This is a genomic window from Owariibacterium komagatae (assembly GCF_045865535.1).
Taxonomy (GTDB): domain Bacteria; phylum Bacillota; class Clostridia; order Oscillospirales; family Ruminococcaceae; genus Ruthenibacterium; species Ruthenibacterium komagatae.
On sequence record NZ_AP031406.1, the window covers coordinates 2,599,563 to 2,619,555 of the forward strand.

General features: G+C 61.0%; 22 protein-coding genes. 11 read left to right on the forward strand and 11 right to left on the reverse strand.

Going from position 1 to position 19,993, the window contains the following annotated elements:
* The first annotated feature begins 13 nt into the window (after positions 1-13).
* From ACKTS9_RS12915 to ACKTS9_RS12930, 4 genes are all read left to right on the forward strand, one after another.
* Complete coding sequence (locus ACKTS9_RS12915) at positions 14-805, forward strand: RnfABCDGE type electron transport complex subunit B (protein WP_349215830.1); 792 nt, start codon at positions 14-16, stop codon at positions 803-805.
* 108 nt (positions 806-913) lie between these two features.
* Positions 914-2,263, forward strand: a complete 1,350-nt coding sequence (locus ACKTS9_RS12920) for an MATE family efflux transporter (protein WP_407881267.1) — start codon at positions 914-916, stop codon at positions 2,261-2,263.
* 111 nt (positions 2,264-2,374) lie between these two features.
* On the forward strand, positions 2,375-3,172 hold the full coding sequence (locus ACKTS9_RS12925; RefSeq protein ID WP_407881269.1) for an inositol monophosphatase family protein: 798 nt from the start codon (positions 2,375-2,377) through the stop codon (positions 3,170-3,172).
* A gap of 69 nt (positions 3,173-3,241) precedes the next feature.
* The gene (locus ACKTS9_RS12930) at positions 3,242-3,778 is read left to right on the forward strand and encodes a DUF308 domain-containing protein (RefSeq protein ID WP_407881271.1); all 537 of its coding nucleotides are present in this window, start codon (positions 3,242-3,244) and stop codon (positions 3,776-3,778) included.
* Positions 3,779-4,160: 382 nt separating this feature from the next.
* Here ACKTS9_RS12930 and ACKTS9_RS12935 read toward each other — a convergent pair whose 3' ends face one another.
* From ACKTS9_RS12935 to ACKTS9_RS12955, 5 genes are read right to left on the reverse strand one after another with little or no spacing between them, the layout of a single operon-like run.
* Positions 4,161-4,862 (reverse strand): PHP domain-containing protein, encoded by a 702-nt coding sequence (locus tag ACKTS9_RS12935; RefSeq protein WP_407881273.1) that lies wholly within the window; start codon positions 4,860-4,862, stop codon positions 4,161-4,163.
* Entirely contained in the window at positions 4,859-5,203 is a 345-nt protein-coding gene (locus tag ACKTS9_RS12940) for a hypothetical protein (RefSeq protein WP_407881275.1), read from the reverse strand. Before ACKTS9_RS12940 ends, ACKTS9_RS12935 begins: the two co-directional genes overlap by 4 nt.
* A gap of 3 nt (positions 5,204-5,206) precedes the next feature.
* Positions 5,207-6,484, reverse strand: a complete 1,278-nt coding sequence (locus ACKTS9_RS12945; RefSeq protein ID WP_349215820.1) for a [Fe-Fe] hydrogenase large subunit C-terminal domain-containing protein — start codon at positions 6,482-6,484, stop codon at positions 5,207-5,209.
* A 33-nt stretch (positions 6,485-6,517) separates the two neighbouring features.
* Positions 6,518-6,940: an ATP-binding protein gene (locus ACKTS9_RS12950; protein WP_349215819.1), complete on the reverse strand. Its 423-nt coding sequence runs from the start codon at positions 6,938-6,940 to the stop codon at positions 6,518-6,520.
* 1 nt (position 6,941) lies between these two features.
* Positions 6,942-7,289, reverse strand: a complete 348-nt coding sequence (locus ACKTS9_RS12955) for a DRTGG domain-containing protein (protein ID WP_349215818.1) — start codon at positions 7,287-7,289, stop codon at positions 6,942-6,944.
* 231 nt (positions 7,290-7,520) lie between these two features.
* Here ACKTS9_RS12955 and ACKTS9_RS12960 point away from each other — a divergent pair, with 231 nt between their 5' ends.
* The 5 genes from ACKTS9_RS12960 to ACKTS9_RS12980 are packed head-to-tail and all read left to right on the forward strand — an operon-like array spanning position 7,521 to position 12,509.
* The gene (locus ACKTS9_RS12960) at positions 7,521-8,009 is read left to right on the forward strand and encodes an NAD(P)H-dependent oxidoreductase subunit E (RefSeq protein WP_407881279.1); all 489 of its coding nucleotides are present in this window, start codon (positions 7,521-7,523) and stop codon (positions 8,007-8,009) included.
* A 16-nt stretch (positions 8,010-8,025) separates the two neighbouring features.
* Positions 8,026-8,568 carry an ATP-binding protein gene (locus ACKTS9_RS12965; protein ID WP_407881281.1) on the forward strand — a complete coding sequence of 181 codons (543 nt, stop codon included), beginning with the start codon at positions 8,026-8,028 and terminating at the stop codon, positions 8,566-8,568.
* Positions 8,565-8,936 (forward strand): (2Fe-2S) ferredoxin domain-containing protein, encoded by a 372-nt coding sequence (locus ACKTS9_RS12970; protein ID WP_407881283.1) that lies wholly within the window; start codon positions 8,565-8,567, stop codon positions 8,934-8,936. Before ACKTS9_RS12965 ends, ACKTS9_RS12970 begins: the two co-directional genes overlap by 4 nt.
* A gap of 19 nt (positions 8,937-8,955) precedes the next feature.
* A complete protein-coding gene (nuoF, locus tag ACKTS9_RS12975; RefSeq protein WP_407881285.1) occupies positions 8,956-10,746 on the forward strand; it encodes an NADH-quinone oxidoreductase subunit NuoF in 1,791 nt (596 codons plus the stop codon).
* Between the two features lie 14 nt (positions 10,747-10,760).
* Positions 10,761-12,509 carry an NADH-dependent [FeFe] hydrogenase, group A6 gene (locus ACKTS9_RS12980; RefSeq protein WP_349215813.1) on the forward strand — a complete coding sequence of 583 codons (1,749 nt, stop codon included), beginning with the start codon at positions 10,761-10,763 and terminating at the stop codon, positions 12,507-12,509.
* A gap of 81 nt (positions 12,510-12,590) precedes the next feature.
* On the opposite strand, the gene ACKTS9_RS12985 is transcribed toward ACKTS9_RS12980, so the two are convergent.
* Together ACKTS9_RS12985 and ACKTS9_RS12990 are read right to left on the reverse strand one after the other, a co-directional pair.
* Positions 12,591-13,442, reverse strand: coding sequence for a hypothetical protein (locus tag ACKTS9_RS12985; RefSeq protein ID WP_349215812.1), 852 nt, complete (start codon positions 13,440-13,442; stop codon positions 12,591-12,593).
* 30 nt (positions 13,443-13,472) lie between these two features.
* Positions 13,473-14,414 (reverse strand): ketopantoate reductase family protein, encoded by a 942-nt coding sequence (locus ACKTS9_RS12990; RefSeq protein WP_349215811.1) that lies wholly within the window; start codon positions 14,412-14,414, stop codon positions 13,473-13,475.
* Between ACKTS9_RS12990 and ACKTS9_RS12995 the strand changes: the two genes are divergently transcribed.
* Both ACKTS9_RS12995 and ACKTS9_RS13000 read left to right on the forward strand, forming a co-directional pair.
* Positions 14,414-14,881 (forward strand): hypothetical protein, encoded by a 468-nt coding sequence (locus ACKTS9_RS12995; protein ID WP_349215810.1) that lies wholly within the window; start codon positions 14,414-14,416, stop codon positions 14,879-14,881. The two genes, ACKTS9_RS12990 and ACKTS9_RS12995, sit on opposite strands and share 1 nt — an antisense overlap.
* 32 nt (positions 14,882-14,913) lie before the next feature.
* The gene (locus tag ACKTS9_RS13000; protein WP_349215809.1) at positions 14,914-15,732 is read left to right on the forward strand and encodes a VanW family protein; all 819 of its coding nucleotides are present in this window, start codon (positions 14,914-14,916) and stop codon (positions 15,730-15,732) included.
* 12 nt (positions 15,733-15,744) lie between these two features.
* On the opposite strand, the gene ACKTS9_RS13005 is transcribed toward ACKTS9_RS13000, so the two are convergent.
* From ACKTS9_RS13005 to ACKTS9_RS13020, 4 genes are read right to left on the reverse strand one after another with little or no spacing between them, the layout of a single operon-like run.
* A complete protein-coding gene (locus tag ACKTS9_RS13005; RefSeq protein ID WP_349215807.1) occupies positions 15,745-16,095 on the reverse strand; it encodes a nitrous oxide-stimulated promoter family protein in 351 nt (116 codons plus the stop codon).
* Positions 16,092-16,484: a YbaN family protein gene (locus ACKTS9_RS13010; RefSeq protein WP_349215806.1), complete on the reverse strand. Its 393-nt coding sequence runs from the start codon at positions 16,482-16,484 to the stop codon at positions 16,092-16,094. The genes ACKTS9_RS13005 and ACKTS9_RS13010 overlap by 4 nt, the downstream gene beginning before the upstream one ends.
* Positions 16,484-18,139, reverse strand: a complete 1,656-nt coding sequence (locus ACKTS9_RS13015) for an amino acid ABC transporter ATP-binding/permease protein (protein ID WP_349215805.1) — start codon at positions 18,137-18,139, stop codon at positions 16,484-16,486. The genes ACKTS9_RS13010 and ACKTS9_RS13015 overlap by 1 nt, the downstream gene beginning before the upstream one ends.
* A complete protein-coding gene (locus tag ACKTS9_RS13020) occupies positions 18,136-19,869 on the reverse strand; it encodes an ABC transporter ATP-binding protein/permease (protein WP_349215853.1) in 1,734 nt (577 codons plus the stop codon). The genes ACKTS9_RS13015 and ACKTS9_RS13020 overlap by 4 nt, the downstream gene beginning before the upstream one ends.
* Positions 19,870-19,993: the final 124 nt, after the last annotated feature.

The following is a 19,993-nucleotide window of genomic DNA, read 5'->3' on the forward strand; positions in this document are numbered from 1 at the left end:
GGGGAGAAGGCATATGAGTATCGTAACAGCGGCGGTGGTCGTCACCGTCATCGGCCTTCTCGGCGCCGCCATCCTGGTGGTGGCCGCGCACTTTTTCCATGTGGAGGAGGACGAGCGCGTGGGCAAGGTGCTGGAGTGCCTGCCCGGCGCGAACTGCGGCGCCTGCGGCTATGCCGGCTGCGCCGATTACGCCAAGGCCATCGTGGCCGGCGCACCGGTGAACAAATGCGTTCCCGGCGGCGCGGCGTCTGCCCAGGGGGCTGCGGCCGTCATGGGCGTCGAGGCCGGCGAAGTGGTCAAGCGCAAAGCCATTGTGGCCTGCCAGGGCAGCTATGAGCACACCAGCGACAAGTACGCTTACGAGGGCATCGAAAGCTGCGCGGCCTGCGCGGCCCTGTACAAAGGCCGCTCCGCCTGCGAGTTCGGCTGTCTGGGCTACGGCGATTGCCAGAAGGCCTGCAAGTTTGATGCCATCATCGTGTCCAACGGGCTGGCCCGGGTCAACCCCGAAAAGTGCACCGGCTGCGGCGCCTGTGCCGAGGCCTGCCCCAAACACATCATTGAGGTTCGGCCGGAGAGCGAAAAACCCATGGTGCTGTGCGCCAACCGCGACCGCGGCGCTTTGACCCGCAAAGCCTGTACCGCGGGCTGCATCGGCTGCATGAAGTGCCAGAAAGCCTGCCCGGTGGAGGCCATCAAAGTGGTGGACAATGTGGCTCACATCGACGTGGACAAGTGCATCGGCTGCCGCAAATGCGTCAACGAGTGCCCGGTGCATGCCATCACAATTCCCAAAGTGGTTTGACACATTTTCAAAACCCGCGCAGTCCGAATGCGGTCTGCGCGGGTATTTTGCGGCTTAAAGTATATTTTTAATATAAAAATACTGTTTGTATATTAGAGAGGGATCGATTTGAACACGAAAACGGTTGGACCTGCCTTCTATAAAAGTCTGGCGGCCATAGCCCTGCCGGTGGCGCTGCAGAACCTGATCTCCTTCAGCGTGAACCTGATGGACACCATTATGCTGGGAAGCCTGGGCGAGGTGGCTCTGTCCGCCAGCAGCCTGGCCAATCAGGTGTTTTTCATCTACACGGTGGCGGTGTTCGGCATTGCCAGCGGCGCAACGGTTTTGTGCAGTCAGTATTGGGGCAAAAAAGACGTGGAAGCCATCCGCCGGGTGACGGCGCTGTCTCTGCGGCTGGCGGCGGCCGTGGGGGTGGGAACCACGGTGGTTCTGCTGCTGTTTCCCCGGCAGGTGATGCAGATTTTCACCAGCGAGGCGGATGTGATCGCCGCGGGAGTGGATTATTTGCGCATCGTCTGTTTTTCCTATTTGTTTTACGGTGTGACCGCCACGTTCCTGATGGTGCTGCGCAGCACCGAGACCGTGCGGATCTCGGTAGTCATTTACGCGGTGTCCTTTGTGGTGAATGTGGGCGGCAACTACGCGTTCATCTTCGGCCGGTTCGGTGCGCCCCGCATGGGGGTGGCCGGCGCGGCGGTGGGCACCGTGCTGGCCCGCGTGGCGGAATTCATTCTGGTGCTGGGGTACATGGCCTTTTGGGAAAAGAAGCTGCGCTTCAAGCCGCAGATGATCGCCCTGCCGTCCCAGGGGCTGGGCCGGGACTTGTGGCACTACGGTCTGCCGGTCATGCTCAACGAGCTGCTGTGGAGCCTGGCCATTTCCATGCATTCGGTGGTGCTGGGGCACATGGGCAGCGACGCAGTGGCCGCCAACAGCATCTGCTACATCATGTATGAGATGGTCACCAGTGTGATTCTGGGCGTGGCCAACGGTTCGGCGGTGCTGGTGGGCAAGATCATCGGGGAAGGGGACTGGGTTTATGCCCGGGCCTGCGTGTCCCGTCTGGTGCGGGTGTATGCCGTGCTGGGGGTGGTTTGCGCCGTGCTGGTGTTTGTCGTGGGGCTGCCCATGCTGGCGCTGTACGACATTCAGCCGGGTACCGTGGCGCTGGCCAAACAGCTGCTGGGGGTCTATGCGTTCGCCATGTTCTTCCAGGCGTTTACCTGCTCGCTGATCAGCGGCGTTCTGCGGGGCGGCGGCGACACGCGCTTTGCCATGGCGGTGGATGCGGGCTGCATCTGGGCCATGGTCCCGCTGGGTGCGGCGGCCGCGTTCCTGCTGGGCGCACCTGCCGCTGTGGTGCTGTTTGTGCTGAAATTTGATATGCCCGTCAAGGCGGTGCTGTGTCTGCGGCGGTTGGCCGGCGGGCAGTGGATGCGCAGCGTGACGCGATAACCGATTCGGCGAAGTGCTCTTTTGTAGGGTGCTTCGCTGTTTTTGCTGTGGCGGGAAAGCGGCGCTGTGGTATAATGCGGGTAGAACAACTGCAATTTCAGGAGGCAGATTATGATTTCAGCGGAAAAGAACATGCTGCTGGCACAGCAGGTGGAAGCCATTGCCCGGAAAGCCGGAAAATGGATGGCCGGCCACAAAATCAGCCAGGTCACAACCAAGGGAGGCGTCTCCAACGTTGTGACGGACATCGACATCCAATGTCAGCGGCTCATCATTGAAGAATGCACCCGGTGTCTGCCGGAAAGCGTGATTCTGGCCGAGGAGGAAAACCGGCAGCAAATCGGTGAAGAATTTACCTGGGTCATCGACCCCATCGACGGCACCACCAATTATTTGTACGATTACCGGCATTCCTGTGTGTCCATTGCGCTCTATTATCAAAAAGAAGGGCTGATCGGCGTTGTCTACGACCCTTACCTGGACGAGTGCTTTGTGGGAATCGAAGGTGTGGGCAGCACCTGCAACGGACAGACGATCCGGGTGAGCGGCAACGACTTTTCCCATGCGCTGATGATGGTGGGAACGGCCCCCTACAACAAAGAAATGGCCGACAAAACCTTTGCCGTTCTGAAACGGCTGTTTGTGGAGACCCGCGACATTCGAAGAAGCGGAAGCGCGGCTTTGGACCTGTGTTATCTGGCCTGCGGCAGGATCGACGGCTTTTTTGAACCGGTGCTGCAGCCCTGGGACTACGGTGCGGGAAGCATCCTTGTAAGAAACGCGGGCGGAACGCTGGAAGCGATGACGGAAGGCGCTTTGGCGCAGCTGAAGCCCACCGGGATCATTGCTTCCAACGGCACATGCCATGCCGCACTGCGAAGTGTGATTCTGGAGGGAGAAACAGGCTGACCGGGTGAAAAAACGCATGAACCGGCCGTGGGCTGCTTATACTGACAGAGAGGGAAAGGAGCAATGAATATGTTTGGCTTTTTCTGGGCGCGCAGCGCCTCGCTGGGGCTGGCGCTGCTTTATATGGCACTGGGACTTGTGTTTTTGTTCTTCCCGGAGATGACAGGCACGGTGTTCTGCTGGGCGCTGGCCGCGGGCGCGGCCGTCTTTTCCGCGGGGCGGCTGGTGCGGTGGCGCCAGGCCGAGCAGGCGGGCCGCCGCGCCTCGGGCGAACTGGTCATCGGCCTGCTGTTTGCGGGTCTGGCCGTATTCTGCGTGCTGGGCGCGCGGGTGATCCTTTCCTTTGTGCCGCTGGTGTCCGGCCTTCTGCTTCTGGTGGACGGCGTGGGAAAACTGCCCCTGGCGCTGGACGCAAAGCGGGACGGCTCTTCGGTGTTTATACCGCTGCTGGCGTCGGCGCTGGTGCCGCTGGTTCTGGGAATCATCATGATCACGGACCCCTTTGGCGTGACCAGAGCGGTCATCCGTTTTCTGGGACTCAGCCTGCTTTTGGACGGAATCTGCGATCTGGGCACGGTGCTGTATGCCCGTTCCCAAGGTCAATAAAAAACGCCTGTCCCGGAAACCCGGGACAGGCGTTTTTGTGTGCGGTCGGATGGCCGCTTTTTTTCCAAAGGGAACGAACAGGAAGGGCAGCGCCCAAACGATCACGGACGTGAGCCAGCTGTTCCACCCAAGCCACAAGAGCCCCTGCGCCACAAAGCCGCCCCACTGGCTGACTTCGGAATAGAAAACGGCAAAGGCTGCGCCGATGGTCGTGTGCTGTGTAAAATACGCAATCAGCCAGCCGGCCACGTTCAGAATCACCAGGCCCCAGACGGACCATCAGCTGAAAACAGATCCACCCGGCGGGGAGACAGTAGTCTGAAACTTTCCACCAGGAACGTTTCAGACTTTCTTTCACGGACGATACCACCGCGTTCGGGGCTTATTTTTTTAAAAGGCGTACAAGGGGAAAGTCCTCGTCCATTTCGCACAGCCGGCAGGCCACATCTTCCATGCGATGAGCGTCCGAAGAAAAAAACATCGGCTTTTCGGCAGGGAAGAAACCACAGCGGACCAGTTTGGCCGCGTGCTCCGGGTCGCGGACCTCCAGCAAATCAAAGTCCGTGTCCATGGGCCAACCGCCCAGCACGGAAAACAGCGAGTAGCTGTCCGCATCCGCGTGGGCCGGCACGGGAATGCCCCCCAGGGACCGGCACAGCGCTGCCGTTTGCGCCAGGGACAGATCCAGCGCGCCCGTCAACAGTTTCGGCACCTGGTCCAGCACCTGGTCGTTTTCATCCATGACCAGCTGCCGGCCCCAGATGGCCGGGTCGTAGGGAAAGGCAGGCAGCGCCCGGTACAGGCGCTCGGAAAAATCCAGCGCGGTCTCCACATCGGGAAAATAGCACAGCAGATGGATCTCTTCCCGGGTGTTGGCCTCTACCCCGGGCAGCAGCTGCAGCCCGTAGGCATCGCAGGCAGCCTTGGCCGCCGGCAGGCTGAGGGCGCTGTTGTGATCCGTGACGGCGATCAGGTCCGCACCCGCCAGCTTGGCCAGCCCTGCCGCGGTGGCGGGGGTCAAATCGTCCTCAGCGCAGGGGGAAAGGCAGGTGTGAATGTGAAGATCCGCCCGCAGCGCGCTCACGGCGCAGGCGGCGTCAGCCCCAGTCGGGTGGCCGCCAGAAAGGACGCCTCAAATTCCGGAAGGTCGGTGGTATACAGTGTCACGCCCTGCTGTGCGGCACGCTGCACAGCCACCTCATCCCAGACGGCTTCGTGGCACAGCACCACGCAGGCGCAGTCCGCCAGCGCGGCCACGGCCACGGTATTCACGTTGCCCATCACGGTGAACCAGATGTCACCTTCCTTGGCACGGCCCATGGCCCAGGACAGAAGATCGCCGGTGAAAACACCGGTCACCGTGCGCTCTCCGTCGCCCACCGCAGGGCAAAAGCCGCAGGCGGCGCATAATGTTTCACTTGTCATTGTTTATTCACCCTTTCCCAGTGCGCGCAGCACCGCTTCCATGCGGCGGCGCATCAGCACGGTGCAGTCGTTGATATCTGCGTTGCCGCGCACCACGTCTTCCGCCAGAGACGCACAGGTGGGCGCCCCGCAGGAACCGCAGTCCAGCCCCGGAAGCATGGCGGTGATCTCTTCCATACGGGCATACCGTTCGAACCGTTCGGCCCGTGTCTCGCCCAGCTCCATCACCGGGTTGTAACGCACGTCCCGGTCCCAGCGCACCAGTTCGGCCAGTTCGTCGGTAATGTGGTTCAGGCTCACGGGCATGGTGCGGCGCAAATGCTTCATTTTGGCCTTGGCGATGTAGGGGTTTTCCACCTGCAGAACGCCGCCCACGCAGCCGCCCGCGCAGGCGTTCAGCTCTACAAAATCCAGATCCGGATATTTTTCGTCTTCCAGGTCACTGAGCACGCGAATCACGTTTTCAATGCCGTCCGCCGCCAGATACCGTTCGGTGGACATCAAAGCGGCCGCCTCGCCGCCGCTTTCGCCCCAGCCCAAACCGATGCGCCCCGCACCCGCCAGATATTCCACGGGCGCGGCCTTCTTCATGGCACTGAGCAGCGGGGGATAGATGTCCTTCACCGCCACTGCCGCATCCACCGCGCTCTCGCCCGAGCCGATGGGCGCGTGAATGGCCGATACCTTGGCCGGGCAGGGGGTGATGAAAATGCAGCCGATCTCTGTGGGCGGCAGACCGGTTTTGCGGATGGCTTCGTCCTTGGCCATCCGGGCCGCCAGCTCCATGGGGGAGATCAGGGGCAGAATGTGGTCCATCAGCTGCGGGAAACGCACACAGATCAGCCGCGTTACCGCCGGGCACGCCGAGGAGATCACCGGCCGGGGAAGATCCCGGCTCTGCATCAGCCGGCGGGTCGCCTCGCTGATCAGTTCCGCGGCCCGCGCCACCTCAAACACGCTGTCAAAACCCAGCCGCAAAAGCCCCTCCAGCACCACGTCCTGTTCGTCCAGATTGTTGAACTGAACGTACAGGCTGGGCGGCGGCAAAGCGATCTTATAGGCATAGCGGTCCAGCACCTCCAGCGGATCAGACACGGCGCGCTTGGCGTGATGCGGGCAGATGCGGATGCATTCTCCGCAGTCCACGCACCGCTCGGAGATGATGGCAGCCTTGCCGTCCCGCACGCGGATGGCCTCGGTGGGACAGCGCTTGATGCAGTTGATGCACCCCTTGCACAGCTCGCGGTTCAGTGTCACGGAGTGGACGGATGGACGGTCCATGGGCGCGCCTCCTCTCTGGAAATGCGGACCGGGTCAGGCGATGGACACCGCCATGTTGACAGTGGTTCCCACGCCGACGGTGGATTGAATGTCAAATTCATCGGAATATTTTTTCATGTTGGGCAGACCCATGCCTGCCCCGAACCCCAGGCTGCGCACCTCGTCCGGCGCAGTGGAGTAGCCTTCACTCATGGCCAGCGAAAGGTCCGCGATGCCCGGCCCCTGGTCGGACAGGCACATGCGGACCGTATCGTCCGTGATCTCCACATCGATGTCGCCGCCGCCGGCATGAATGGCCAGATTGATCTCGCCCTCGTACAGGGCAATGGATACTTTTCGGATGGCCGTGGGGGGCACGCCCAGTTTTTTCAGCCGGCTTTTCAAGTCGGCGCTGGCCTCGCCCGCCCGGGTGAAATCATCTCCGGGAACGATGTAGTGCAGATGGATGCCTCCCATCTCAGCCCACCCCCCCGCGCAGCCCTTGTTCGTACAGCAGACCGCAGGCGGTGAACATGGTCAGATCCGTGCTCATCACGGCAATGCCGCGCTGCTGCGCCAGTGAAAGCAGCAGATCGTCCGGTTTTTTGCCCCGCACAAACACAATGCACACCATGTCCATCATGTCGGCGGTGCGCACCACCTGCGGGTTGTTCAGCCCGGTCAGCAGCACGGCCTGGTCCTTCACGTAGGCGAGCACGTCGCTCATCATGTCGCTGCCGCAGGCGGTGTGTACCTCCCGGCTGCAGTCGGCCTCAGGGGTCAAAAGGCGGGCGTTCAGCGTTTCCAAAATTTGAGAAATGGTCATGGTCAGTCGCTCCTTCCGTATGGCGTGGGGGCTTTTCTCTTACATTATAAAGCAAGATTTCAAAAAAGCACATGAGCGAGTTGCATAGTTTTGACTGTGAAAATTCTACCTATTGACGGAATTTTTTGCACGATTTTTGACGGTTTTTTAACAAAGTGTATGATATAATGAGAGTTGTATTATGCGGGGCGGCACCCCGCACTGCGCAATTTATATCGGGAGGAAGTTTGTATGAGGCGCTTTTCCACTGTGCCGTTCAAGGGCACGAAAGAACAGGAGGCACGGTTGCTGTCCTGGCTTGAAGAGCACAAGACGATGCCGGGCGTGGCTATGCCCGCGTTGCAGAAAGCTCAGGAAATCTACGGTTATCTTCCCATCGAGGTGCAGCGCATCGTGGCCGACGCGCTGGGCAAACCTCTGGCGGAGATTTACGGAATTTCCACCTTCTATTCGCAGTTCAGCCTGTGTCCCAAGGGCGAGTATAAGATCAGCGTGTGTCTTGGCACCGCTTGTTATGTAAAAGGCTCGGGCAAAATTTATGAGGCGCTCCAACAAAAGCTGGGAATCACCGGCGGCGAGTGCACCGCCGACGGCAAGTTCAGCCTGGATGCGTGCCGGTGCATCGGTGCCTGCGGTCTGGCGCCGGTCATGACCATCAACGATGACGTTTACGGCCGTCTGACCGGCGACGAGCTGGACAGCATTTTGGCCAAGTATTAAGATGCAGGAATTGTCGATGCACGTGCTGGACGTGGCGGAAAATTCCGTCGCGGCAGGCGCGAAGCTGGTGCACATCACATTGGAGGCAGACGCGGCCCGCGACCTGCTGGCCCTGACCATTGAAGACGATGGAAAAGGCATGGACCCGCAGGTGGCCGCACAGGTGACCGACCCGTTTTACACCACCCGCACCACCCGCAAGGTGGGGCTGGGGCTGCCGCTTTTAAAAATGGCAGCCGAGCTGACGGGCGGTGAAATGCACCTTCAGTCCCAGCCGGGAAAGGGAACGAAGGTGTGCGCGCGCTTTGGCCTTAGCCACATTGACCGGGCGCCTTTGGGCGACATGGCCTCCACCGTGGGCGGGCTGATCCAGTGCTCGCCGCAGATCGATTTTGTTTACACCGTGCGCACGCCGGACGGAGAGTTTGTGGCCGACACCCGGCAGCTGCGCGAGATTTTGGGGGATGTGCCCCTGTCGGAGCCGGCTGTGGCCCAGTGGGTGCGCGAATACATCGACGAAAACACACGTCCAATTTTACAAAGGAGCAATTTGATATGAAAAGTTTACAGGAGCTTGCCGCCATCCGCGACCGGATGAAACAAACGGTCAACACCCGTGAGGCGGCCCACGACACCACCCGCGTGGTGGTGGGCATGGCCACCTGCGGCATTGCCGCCGGGGCACGCCCGGTTCTGAATGCCTTTACCGAAGAGATCGCACGCCGCGAGCTGTCGGGCGTTCTGGTCACCCAGACCGGCTGCATCGGTCTGTGCCAGTACGAGCCCATCGTGGAAGTGACCACGCCGGGTGCGGACAAAGTTACATATGTGAAAATGACCCCCGAAAAGGTGTCCCGCGTGGTGGCCGAGCATCTGATCGGCGGCAAACCCGTGGTGGAGTACACCATCGGCGCGGCCACACGCTGAGAGAGGGGGAGGAACGCACATGTACAGAAGTCACGTCATGGTGTGCGGCGGCACAGGCTGCACATCCTCCAACAGCGACAAGATCGCCGCTGCCTTTGAGACCGAGATTCTGGCCACCGGTCTGGAGAACGAAGTCAAGGTCATCCGCACGGGCTGTTTCGGCCTTTGCGCCCTGGGCCCCATTGTGGTCATTTATCCTGAGGGCAGCTTTTACAGCATGGTCAAAGAGGAAGACGTCAAGGAGATCGTGGATGAGCATCTGCTGAAGGGCCGTCCCGTCACCCGTCTGCTCTACGACGAGACCGTGGCCGAGGACAATTCCATCAAGAGCCTGGATGAAACGGCGTTCTACAAGAAACAGCTGCGCGTAGCTCTGCGCAACTGCGGCGTCATCAACCCGGAGAACATCGACGAGTACATCGCCTTTGACGGCTATGCCGCTCTGGGCAAGGTGCTGACGGAAATGACGCCCGAGCAGGTCATTCAGACCATGCTGGATTCCGGTCTGCGGGGCCGCGGTGGCGCGGGCTTCCCCACCGGCCTGAAATGGAAATTTGCGGCCGGCAACAAAGCCGACCAGAAATATGTATGCTGCAACGCCGACGAGGGTGACCCCGGCGCGTTTATGGACCGCTCCATTCTGGAAGGCGACCCCCACGTGGTCATCGAGGCCATGGCCATTGCGGCCTACGCCATCGGCGCCAGCCAGGGCTACATTTATGTGCGTGCGGAGTATCCCATCGCGGTGCACCGTTTGCAGGTGGCCATCAGCCAGGCCCGGGAATACGGCCTGCTGGGTGACGATATCTTCGGCACGGGCTTCCATTTTGATCTGGACGTCAAGCTGGGCGCCGGCGCTTTCGTGTGCGGCGAGGAGACCGCGTTGATGACCAGCATCGAGGGCAAGCGCGGTGAGCCGCGTCCCCGTCCTCCCTTCCCGGCGGTTAAGGGCCTGTTCGGCAAGCCCACCATTCTGAACAACGTGGAAACCTACGCCAACGTGCCGCAGATCATTCTGAAGGGCGCTGAGTGGTTCTCCTCTATGGGTACTGAGAAGAGCAAGGGCACCAAGGTGTTTGCACTGGGCGGCAAAATCAAAAACACGGGCCTGGTGGAGATCCCCATGGGCACCACTCTGCGCACCATCGTCGAAGAGATCGGCGGCGGCATCCCGGGCGGCAAGAAGTTCAAAGCGGCCCAGACCGGCGGCCCCTCGGGCGGCTGCATTCCCGCCAGCCTGATCGATACTCCCATCGACTATGACAACCTGATCGCCATCGGCTCCATGATGGGTTCCGGCGGCCTGATCGTCATGGACGAGGACACCTGCATGGTGGATATCGCGAAATTCTTCCTGGAGTTCACCGTGGACGAGAGCTGCGGCAAGTGCACGCCCTGCCGCGTGGGCACCAAGCGCCTTCTGGAGCTTTTGAACAAGATCACCGACGGCACCGGCACCATGGAAGATCTGGAGAAGATCGACGAACTGGCGCAGTTCATCAAAGCCAACAGCCTGTGCGGCCTGGGCCAGACGGCGCCCAACCCCGTCCTCTCCACCCTGCGCTACTTCCGCGACGAGTACGTGGAGCACATTGTGAACAAACGCTGCCCGGCGGGCGTTTGCAAGGCGCTGCTCAACTACAAGATCGACCCCGTCAAGTGCAAAGGCTGCACCCTGTGCGCCCGTTCGTGCCCGGCCGGCGCGATCGTGGGGACCGTGCGTCAGCCGCACACCATTGATGTGTCCAAGTGCGTGAAGTGCGGCGCCTGCATGGAAAAATGCAAATTCGGCGCTATCAGCAAAGGTTAAGGGAGGGAGCCAACATGGAAACTGTGAACATTAAAATCAACGGCGTATCCTATGAGGTCGCCGCCGGCTCCACCATCCTGGAAGCCGCTCACAGCGTGGGCATTGAGATTCCCACTCTGTGCTATCTGAAAGAAATCAACGAGATCGGCGCCTGCCGTATCTGCGTGGTGGAAGTGAAGGGCGCCCGCAGCTTGGTCACCGCCTGCGTGTACCCCGTCAACGAGGGCATGGAGATCATCACCAACTCCGAGAAGGTCATGGCATCCCGCCGGACCAATCTGGAGCTGATCCTGTCCACCCACGACCAGAACTGCCTGTCCTGCGTGCGTTCTACCGACTGCGAGCTGCAGAAACTGTGCCGCGACTACGGCGTGGACGGCCACCGCTTCACCGGCGATAAGGAGCACTACGACATCGACGACAGCGCTCCGCACATGATTCGCGACAACAACAAGTGCATTCTGTGCCGCCGCTGTGTGGCGGCCTGCAAAGCCAACCAGGCCGTGGGCGTCATCGGCCCCACCGAGCGCGGCTTTGCCACCCACATCGCCTGCGCCTTCGAAGCGCCTTTGGGCGACAGCCCCTGCGTATCCTGCGGCCAGTGCATCACGGTGTGCCCCACCGGCGCTCTGACCGAGAAGGACGACACCGCCAAGGTGTGGGAAGCGCTGCACGACCCCAGCAAACATGTGGTGGTGCAGCCCGCGCCCAGCGTGCGCGCCACTTTGGGCGAATGCTTCGGCATGCCCGTGGGCACCAACGTGGAAGGCAAAATGGTGGCTGCTCTGCGCCGTCTGGGCTTTGACGGCGTGTTCGACACCGATACCGCGGCGGACTTCACCATCATGGAAGAGGCCACCGAGTTTGTGCATCGGGTCCAGAACGGCGGCGCGCTGCCGCTGATCACCAGCTGCAGCCCGGGCTGGGTCAAGTTCTGCGAGACGTATTATCCGGACATGATCCCCAATCTGTCCAGCTGCAAATCGCCCCAGCAGATGTTCGGCGCACTGACCAAGACCTACTACGCCCAGAAAATGGGCCTGGACCCCCACGACATCGTGTGTGTGTCCGTGATGCCCTGCACGGCCAAAAAATTTGAGATCGGCCGCGACGATATGTCCGCCGCGGGCGACGGCATTCCCGATGTGGATATCTCCATCACCACCCGCGAGCTGGGCCGCATGATCCAGCGGGCCGGCATTCAGTTCCAGGCGCTGCCCGACGAGGAGTTTGACCCCGCCCTGGGCGAGAGCACCGGCGCGTCCGTCATCTTCGGCGCCACCGGCGGCGTGATGGAAGCGGCTCTTCGCACTGCGGTGGAGCTGGTCACCGGCGAGAGCGCCCCGGCTGTGGATTATGCCGAAGTGCGCGGCACGGCCGGCATCAAGGAAGCCACCTACGAGGTGGGCGGCCTGAAGCTGAACGTGTGTGTGGCCTCCGGCCTGTCCAACTGCGATCAGGTGCTGAAGGCAGTCCAGTCCGGCGAGAAGCACTATGACTTCATCGAGTTCATGGCCTGCCCGGGCGGCTGCGTCAACGGCGGCGGTCAGCCCACGCAGCCCGCCAGCGTGCGCAACTTTGTGGATCTGCGCGGCCTGCGCGCCAAAGCCCTGTATGCTGAGGACGAAGCCAAGGCGATTCGCAAGAGCCACGAGAATCCGCTGCTCAAGAAAGTCTATGCCGACTATCTGGGCGAGCCGGGCGGCGAGAAAGCGCATCACATCCTGCACACAAGCTATGTGAAACGGGAAAAACTGTATTAAAAACAGCGAAAAGGCGCGGGCACAGGCCCGCGCCTTTTTTATTGAAAAACGCCGGAAAGATTCTCTTTCCGGCGTTTTGTGTTATGCGATGCCCGGGATCCACATGCTGACCTGAACACCCGCCCAAAAGGACAGCACGTTGGCCGCCAGCGCATACAGCACCGCCTTTTTGCCGGACCGTCCCGGGGTGAGCAAGCTGGCATACAGTACTGCTTCCACGGCAAAAACCACCAGCTCCAGCCCGAAGTATGCCAGCAGAAAAGCAAAAAGCCCCGCCTGCCAGTTGGCCAGGTTGATGAGCAGGTTCAGCCCCAGCTGAGTACACACATTGACCAGCGTCACAATGCGCAGCTGCCGCGCGCTGCGGTAGCCGAACAGCAGCGCCAGCAAAAGTTCCACAGCCAGCGTCAGCGCCATGCGGGCCAGCATGGAGAGAATTTCCCAGGTGAAATCATACGTCTTTTCCGCGGTGAACACGCCGTTTTCCGCGCGGGTCAAATCCACGGTGAAATAACTGTCAAAGGCGTACCGCTCGTACACCGGGCTGGTCCAAAACTGGCCGCTGTCCGGGAAATACAGCAGAATTTTAAAGGTGCCGGGCGGATAATAGGTCCAGTCCAGCAGGCCGGCCTCGCTGCAGTCCCAAATCTCCTGTAAAAAATAGAAGCCATCCGGGTCCTGATAGTCCACAAAAGCTTGCCAGATCTCCTCTTCTCCCTCCTCGTACCGGGCGTGCTCCGACGACCCGTCCCAAGCCGAAGAAGGACCGGTGGAGGCAGTGCTGGAAAGCAGCGTGCCATAGCAGCGCTGCTGCGGTGCAGGCGAAAAAACCACCCGTACCGATGGCTTGGGCCCCGCGTCGGCGTAGGCAGTCAAAGGCAGGGCAAAGAACAGAGCGGCAAGAAGAAAAAACGCAAACAGTCGCTGTTTCATCGGGGCACCTCGCTTTTTAAAAAGAGATGGTCACATGTTTCGCAGCATTTGGTCATACCGTTCGGACAAAGGTACGGAGATGCCCAGCCGGTGGGCTTCCCGCACCAGATACCCGCTGAAGGTGTCCCGCTCGCTCTCGCGGGGCGGCGCGTCGTCAGCAGGGTGCAGATCCCGCTGAAGGGAACTGGTGGCGTCATCCTCCAATTTGTGCAGGAAACGATCGTATTCCGCCAGCGCGATCTCCCGGGTGAGAGCAACGCCCTTGGCCTGAGCCACCGCAAGGGTCTCCAGAAGCAGATCCCGGTACTCCTGCCTTGTGACGGGGTCATCCCGCAGCTGGCCGATGGTGCGGTTGTATGCGGCCGTCAGCACATTGTAGGCGCAGTTCAGCATATACTTGCGCCAGATCTCCGCCTGAATGTCCGCGCAGATCTGTGTGTCGATCCCGGCGTGGACCATCATGTCCCTTGTGCGCTCCACAGCGGCCTGCTGAGCGGGTGTGGCGTGGGGGATGCCCAGCTTCACCGTGGTGAAATCGCCTTGCTGCGTCACGGAAAAATCCGGGTTGGAAAAGCCCACGGTGTAAATCAGCGATTCCACCACGGTTCCGCGCCCTACAAAGGTGCGCACCCGCTCGGCAGGGTCCACGCCGTTCATCACCGGGATGATCACGGTGTGGTCGTCCACGCTGGCGCCCAGGGTTTTGCACGCCTGCTCCAGCGAATAGTTTTTTACACAGATGAACAGATAGTCCAGCGGCGCCAGTTCCGCGGCGGTCTCTACCACCCGGGCGGGCCGGGCCGTGATTTCGCCGCTGTATTCGCTGTGCAGCTGAAGGCCGTGGGCCTCCAGCGCCGCCTTGCGCGGGCCGCGGGCCACGAAAGAAACGTCAGAATATGTGCTGGCCAGCATGCCGGCCAGATAGCCGCCCACACCGCCGATGCCCAATACGGCAATCTTGCAATCTTCCATTGAAATTTTCCCCTCCTCTTGCTGCTCTTATTATAGCGCACGGGGCAGGCCGGTTCAATGTTTGCCCGGACGGCAAAAGAGGCTTTACCCTGCGAAGGTTTTGTGGTAGTATGAAACCAACTTCGTTCAAGTTTACCGAAAATTTTATGCAGAGAATCGGGAGAAAAACAATGGTGCAGGCATCCAAACAAAAGCCTGTCCAGGACAAACGGAAGCAGCAGATCGATGCGCAGGCAAAAAGCCATTCGCTTGAATATGTCATTGCAGCGGCACAAATTTTAACAATTTTGTGCCTGTTCAAAGGCAATCCGGCATGGAAAGGAAGCTTGTCTTTGCTGTTCTTTGGAGTTGCGTTTGAATTGTTTTACAAAAATCAGCAGTATGCCGAAAAAACATATCGCCAGGTGGGAGCGCTGTTTCTGGCAGCAGGAATCGCCTTTTTGGCCTGGTTTGGAGTGACGAGATAAAGAAACGGCGGCGGAATGGAGGGGAGAGCGTCATGAATCAGGACCTGCGTCCCAGGCAGCGCAGCCAGCTGCGGCGTGCTGCCGGAACGGCGTTTTACACGGCAAAACGGTATGTGCAGTGGTATACCGGCGGCTATCGCTTCGCCCGGGAGCAAAGTGCCGACGAACTGCCCTGGCGGGCGGCTTCGCACCACACGCCTTTGCTGCGGAAGCTGAAGGATGTGGACATGCAGTATCAGTACAACAAAATCATCAATCTGCGGCTGGCATGCGCGCGGCTGGACGGGCTGCTTCTGAAGCCGGGCCAGACCTTCAGCTATTGGAAGTGCATCGGCAACCCCGCCCGGCGCAAGGGCTATGTGGACGGCATGGTGCTTTATTGCGGCACCTTTGGCCCCGGCGTGGGCGGAGGACTGTGCCAGCTTTCCAATTTGATTTATTGGATGACGCTGCACACGCCCCTGACTGTGACCGAGCGGTATCGGCATTCCTACGATGTATTTCCGGACGCGAACCGCACGCAGCCCTTTGGCTCCGGCGCCACCTGTGTGTATCCGTACCGGGACCTGATGGTGCGCAACGACACGCCGGACACCTGGCAGCTGCGGGTGAAGGTGGGAGACCGGGATCTGGAAGGGGAATGGCGCTGCACGGCCGCTCCGCGGGTGGAATACGAGATCGTGGAACGGGAGCACCGGTTTGCACGGGAGTATTGGGGCGGCTTTTCCCGGCACAATCAGCTTTGGCGCCAATGCCGGGATTTGACCACCGGCCAGCAATGGGAAGAATACATCACCGAAAACCACGCGCTGACCATGTACGCGCCGTTTTTGGACAGAGCAAAGCAATAAAAGAGGGAGGCGTCAGCCTCCCTCTTTTTTCATCCTCTGTTTTTCGCGCCGGCTCTCGATCACGTGGCGCAGGGCCATCACCGGATGATGCAGCAGCATCCGCGGACCGGAAAACCGCATCACCCGGCGGATCTGTTCGCGCATTTCCCGGTTGTAGCAGTGCACCCGGCAGTTGGAACAAAACGTTTTGTTCTCCATGAACGGGCACCGGTCGCTGCGTTGACGGGCATAGGCGTCCAATGCGGCGCAGGCAGGGCACAATCCGTCCGGGTGCCGGTGGTTTTTACGGCAGTACAGGGCGATCATCTCCCGCACCACCTGTTTTTCCCGGTCCCGTTTGCGCTGAAGCTGGTCCTGGTTCATGGGGCGTGCTCCGCGCCAGGCGCCAGTGTGGGAATGCGCCGGAACAGCACATAGACGTGCCCCAGCCAGACCAGCGCCGCCACAGCGCGGCCCACGGGCACTGCGTCCATCATCCAGAATCCGAATCCCAGCAGCAGCGTGACCGTGATCATAGCCGTCAGCTTATTGCGCAGAGACATGCCGCCCTTTTCCCGGAAAGGCACCACAAAGTTCTGGTAAAGGCGGGTGGTCATGAACCAGTCGTGCAGCCGCTGCGAACCTTTGGAAAAGCAGAACACAGTGGCCAGATAAAAGGGAACCGTGGGCAGCAGCGGCAGCACCACGCCCAGGGTGCCAAGGCCCAGGCAGACCCAGCCCAAAGCAAGATACAGCAGTTTTTTGGTTTTCATCAGCTCATCCTTCCTTTTTCCACAGAATAGACCCGGTCGGCAATGCGCATGGTGGAGGCCCGGTGTGAAACCAGGACAACGGTTTTTCCCGCGCGCTCCGCGTGCAGAGACCGCAAAATCACGGCTTCGTTCAGGCTGTCCAGATTGCTGGTGGGTTCGTCCAAAAGCAAAAGCGGCGCGCCGTGCAGAAAGGCGCGGGCCAGACCGATGCGCTGTTTCTCCCCGCCGGACAGCGTGTCGCCCAGCTCGCCCACGGGGGTGTCATACCCCTGCGGCAGCGACAGGATGAACTGGTGGAGCGACGCCTTTTTGCACGCTTGGACCACCTCATCATGGGTGGCGTCCAGCTTGGCCAGACGGATGTTGTTCTCGATGCTGTCGTGGAACAGATGGGTATCCTGTTCCACAAAACTCTCCATGGCCCGCAGATCGGCGGTGTTCACCTCCTGTACCGGCCGCCCGGACACCCGCACCTGTCCGCTGTCCGCGTCCCAGAAGCGCATCAGCAGTTTCAGAAGGGTGGATTTTCCCGCGCCGCTGCGGCCGGTGATGCCGATCACCTGATTTTCCGGAACCGTCAGGGACAAATCGGACAGGATCGTCTGCCCGCCGTAGGAGAACGTGACCCGGTCCGCCTGTGCGCCTGAGAACACGCAGGCCGGGCGGGCCTGTACCTCCTGTACACGGGGCTGCTCTTCCAGCAGGTCCAGCACCCGGTTTCCCGCTGCGAGCGTGCTTTGCAGAGAAGCACCCAGGTTGGCCAGCGCAATCACCGGCCCGAAGGAACTCATCATGGCCACCACCGGAATCACCAGCCCGGCGGCGGTCACTGCCTGCGCCCGGTACAGCCCGGCAGCTGCAGCCAGCATGGCCAGATCAAACAGCAGAATCACCGCACCGGTGACCGCGCTGGTGCGGGCAGTGCAGTCGCTCTGACGCAGCTGGGCATCGCTCAGCGCATCGGTGTGCCGGGTCAGCCCGGCGCTTCGCGCTTCGCCCGCACCGTACTGCAGAATTTCCGTCAGGCCCCGCAGACTGTCCAGTACGTAGGCGGAAAGGGCTCCCGCGCGCGTCCGAAGCGCCATGCCGGTGCCTTGGCTCATCCGGGCGGCCGCCAGCGGCAGCACACCGCCCACCACCAGATAACCCGCCAGTGCCAGCGCGCCCAGAAGGGGGTGGAACCAGCCGATAAATGCCGTCATCAGGCCGCTGACCAGCAGAGCGATGAGCACCGGGGAAACCGTGTGCGCGTAAAATACTTCCAGAAGCTCGATGTCCGAGGTGATCAGGGAAATCAGTTCGCCCCGGTCCCGGCCCTCCAGTTTGGCCGGGCACAGCCGGCGCAGGGCGCGGAACACTTTGTCCCGAATCAGCGCCAGCAGCTTGAAGGCGATGAAGTGATTGCAGGCCTGCTCGCCGTAACGCAGCACACCGCGCGCCAGTGCGCACAGCCCCAGCGCCGCGAACAGAGCGCCGAAGCGCAGGGAACCCACGCTTCCCGCCGCGCCCAGTACGCCCGCACTGCCCAGTATCGGAATGAAAATGGCACACAGAAAACCGGCCACACCCAGCCCCACTGCCAGTACCATGTAGCCCGTCAGGGGGCGCACCAGCTGCACCAGCCGCCACATAATTTGAAAATTGCTTCGCTTCATCCTGCGTCCTCCTGTTCCAGGCCCTGCTCCAGTGCCTGCTGACGGTTCCACAGACGGCTGTAAAGTCCATCCGCCGCGGTCAGCCTGGCATGGGTGCCGTTTTCGATCACGGTGCCGTTCTGCAGAACATAAATCCGGTCCGCACCTGCCACGTTGGCCAGCCGGTGGGAGATGAAAAGAACGGTCCGCGTGCGCGCCAGCCGGTGCACGATCTCCAGAATGGCGTCTTCGCTTTCCACGTCGATGTTGCTGGTGGCTTCGTCAAAAATGTATACGGGCGTGTCGTGCAGCAGCGCACGGGCCAGGGCCAGCCGCTGGCGCTGACCGCCTGACAAATTGGCGCCCCGCTCGGTCAGTTCCATGTCCAGTCCGCCGCCGGCCCGCACAAAGCCCGCCAGCCGGGTCTGCTCCAGCGCGTCCCACAGGGCATCGTCGTCGGCGTCCGGACGCCCCATTTGCAGATTGTCCCGGACGGTCCCCTTGAACAGGTAGCTGTTGTGGCCGATGTACGTCACGCAGGTCGCCAGATTCTCTCCGCTCACATGGGCCAGTTCCGTGCCGCCGATGGTCACACGCCCGGTGTAGCCCCGGCTGCGCCCGGTCAGCAGCGATGCAATGGTAGACTTTCCGCATCCGGAAGGGCCCACCAGCGCGGTCAGCCGGCCTGCCGGACAGCGCAGGGTGACCCCGTGCAGGATCTCCCGCTCTGAATCATAAGAAAAACGCACGTTTTCCAAGTGAATCTCTCCGCCGTCCGCCGGCACACGGTCCGGGCGGGGCGGCGGCTCGGGCAGGTCCAAAAGGCGAAAAATCTTTTCGCTGGCCGCCATTCCGTTCATGGCGATGTGGAAAAAAGAACCCAGCTGGCGCATGGGCAGAAAAAAGTCGGCGCTGAGCAGCACAATGGCCAGCCCGCCGGCCAGCCCCACGCGGCCCGCCTGCATCTGGGTCACTGCCATGACGATGCCCAGGGCCGCCCCGCCGTAGGCGACCAGATCCATGATGGTGATGGAGTTCAGCTGCATGGTCAGCACCTTCATGGTGATCCGGCGGAAGCGCTCGGCCTCCTGGTTCATCACCTGGTTCTGGTGTTCATCCGCTGCATAAATTTTCAGCGTGGTCAGTCCCTGCAGATTTTCCAGAAAGGTGTCTCCCAGCGCGGTGTATTCGCCCCAGTACCGGCGCAGCAGCTTTTTGGCAAAGGTCTGCACCGCCGCAATGGCCACGGGAATCAGCGGCACGCATAGCAGCAGGACCACTGCTGCGGTCAGGCTGATCTGACTGACCACGACGAACAGCGTCAGCGGTGCCAACAGGCTGTAAAAAAACTGAGGAAGGTAAGCGCCGAAATAGGTTTCCAGCTGATCCACACCCTCCACGGTCACCTGCACCACTTCGCTGCTGGGCGTTTGCTGATCGTAGGACGCACCCAGGCGCAGCAGTTTTTCAAAAATGCGGCGGCGCAGCACCTGCTTGACCGTCTGGCTGGCCCGGTAACTCATGCGGCCGGCCCCGACGGTGCAGCCCAAACGGGCCGCCAGCGCCGTCAGACCCGCCAAAACCAGTGGCCACACCGGTGCGGCGCTGTGCTGCACAAGCCGCTGCAAAAACACGCTCACCGCAAGGCTCAGGGCAATGTTGGCAAGCAGTGCCGTCCATTGCAATGCCACATTGGCCGCAATGTATTTTTTGGATTCGCTGACCGTGCCGATCAGCCGTTTGTTGATCATCATGGAAAAACTCCTTTTTAGACGTTAGCTGCGGCTAACTTACAGGCCAAAGAGAAACGGGCTTGTGCCCGTTTCTTCGTTAGTTATTGCTAACCAAAAACAGAATACCGGATTCTCTGCCGAA

Excerpts from the sequence above, each read along its gene's own strand:
- ACKTS9_RS12915 (WP_349215830.1), top strand. The coding sequence starts at position 14 with ATGAGTATCGTAACAGCGGCGGTGGTCGTCACCGTCATCGGCCTTCTC.
- ACKTS9_RS12925 (WP_407881269.1), top strand. The coding sequence starts at position 2,375 with ATGATTTCAGCGGAAAAGAACATGCTGCTGGCACAGCAGGTGGAAGCC.
- ACKTS9_RS12930 (WP_407881271.1), top strand. The coding sequence starts at position 3,242 with ATGTTTGGCTTTTTCTGGGCGCGCAGCGCCTCGCTGGGGCTGGCGCTG.
- ACKTS9_RS12940 (WP_407881275.1), bottom strand. The coding sequence starts at position 5,203 with ATGACAAGTGAAACATTATGCGCCGCCTGCGGCTTTTGCCCTGCGGTG.
- ACKTS9_RS12945 (WP_349215820.1), bottom strand. The coding sequence starts at position 6,484 with ATGGACCGTCCATCCGTCCACTCCGTGACACTGAACCGCGAGCTGTGC.
- ACKTS9_RS12950 (WP_349215819.1), bottom strand. The coding sequence starts at position 6,940 with ATGGGAGGCATCCATCTGCACTACATCGTTCCCGGAGATGATTTCACC.
- ACKTS9_RS12955 (WP_349215818.1), bottom strand. The coding sequence starts at position 7,289 with ATGACCATTTCTCAAATTTTGGAAACGCTGAACGCCCGCCTTTTGACC.
- ACKTS9_RS12960 (WP_407881279.1), top strand. The coding sequence starts at position 7,521 with ATGAGGCGCTTTTCCACTGTGCCGTTCAAGGGCACGAAAGAACAGGAG.
- ACKTS9_RS12965 (WP_407881281.1), top strand. The coding sequence starts at position 8,026 with ATGCACGTGCTGGACGTGGCGGAAAATTCCGTCGCGGCAGGCGCGAAG.
- ACKTS9_RS12970 (WP_407881283.1), top strand. The coding sequence starts at position 8,565 with ATGAAAAGTTTACAGGAGCTTGCCGCCATCCGCGACCGGATGAAACAA.
- nuoF (WP_407881285.1), top strand. The coding sequence starts at position 8,956 with ATGTACAGAAGTCACGTCATGGTGTGCGGCGGCACAGGCTGCACATCC.
- ACKTS9_RS12980 (WP_349215813.1), top strand. The coding sequence starts at position 10,761 with ATGGAAACTGTGAACATTAAAATCAACGGCGTATCCTATGAGGTCGCC.
- ACKTS9_RS12985 (WP_349215812.1), bottom strand. The coding sequence starts at position 13,442 with ATGAAACAGCGACTGTTTGCGTTTTTTCTTCTTGCCGCTCTGTTCTTT.
- ACKTS9_RS12990 (WP_349215811.1), bottom strand. The coding sequence starts at position 14,414 with ATGGAAGATTGCAAGATTGCCGTATTGGGCATCGGCGGTGTGGGCGGC.
- ACKTS9_RS13000 (WP_349215809.1), top strand. The coding sequence starts at position 14,914 with ATGAATCAGGACCTGCGTCCCAGGCAGCGCAGCCAGCTGCGGCGTGCT.
- ACKTS9_RS13005 (WP_349215807.1), bottom strand. The coding sequence starts at position 16,095 with ATGAACCAGGACCAGCTTCAGCGCAAACGGGACCGGGAAAAACAGGTG.
- ACKTS9_RS13010 (WP_349215806.1), bottom strand. The coding sequence starts at position 16,484 with ATGAAAACCAAAAAACTGCTGTATCTTGCTTTGGGCTGGGTCTGCCTG.
- ACKTS9_RS13015 (WP_349215805.1), bottom strand. The coding sequence starts at position 18,139 with ATGAAGCGAAGCAATTTTCAAATTATGTGGCGGCTGGTGCAGCTGGTG.
- ACKTS9_RS13020 (WP_349215853.1), bottom strand. The coding sequence starts at position 19,869 with ATGATCAACAAACGGCTGATCGGCACGGTCAGCGAATCCAAAAAATAC.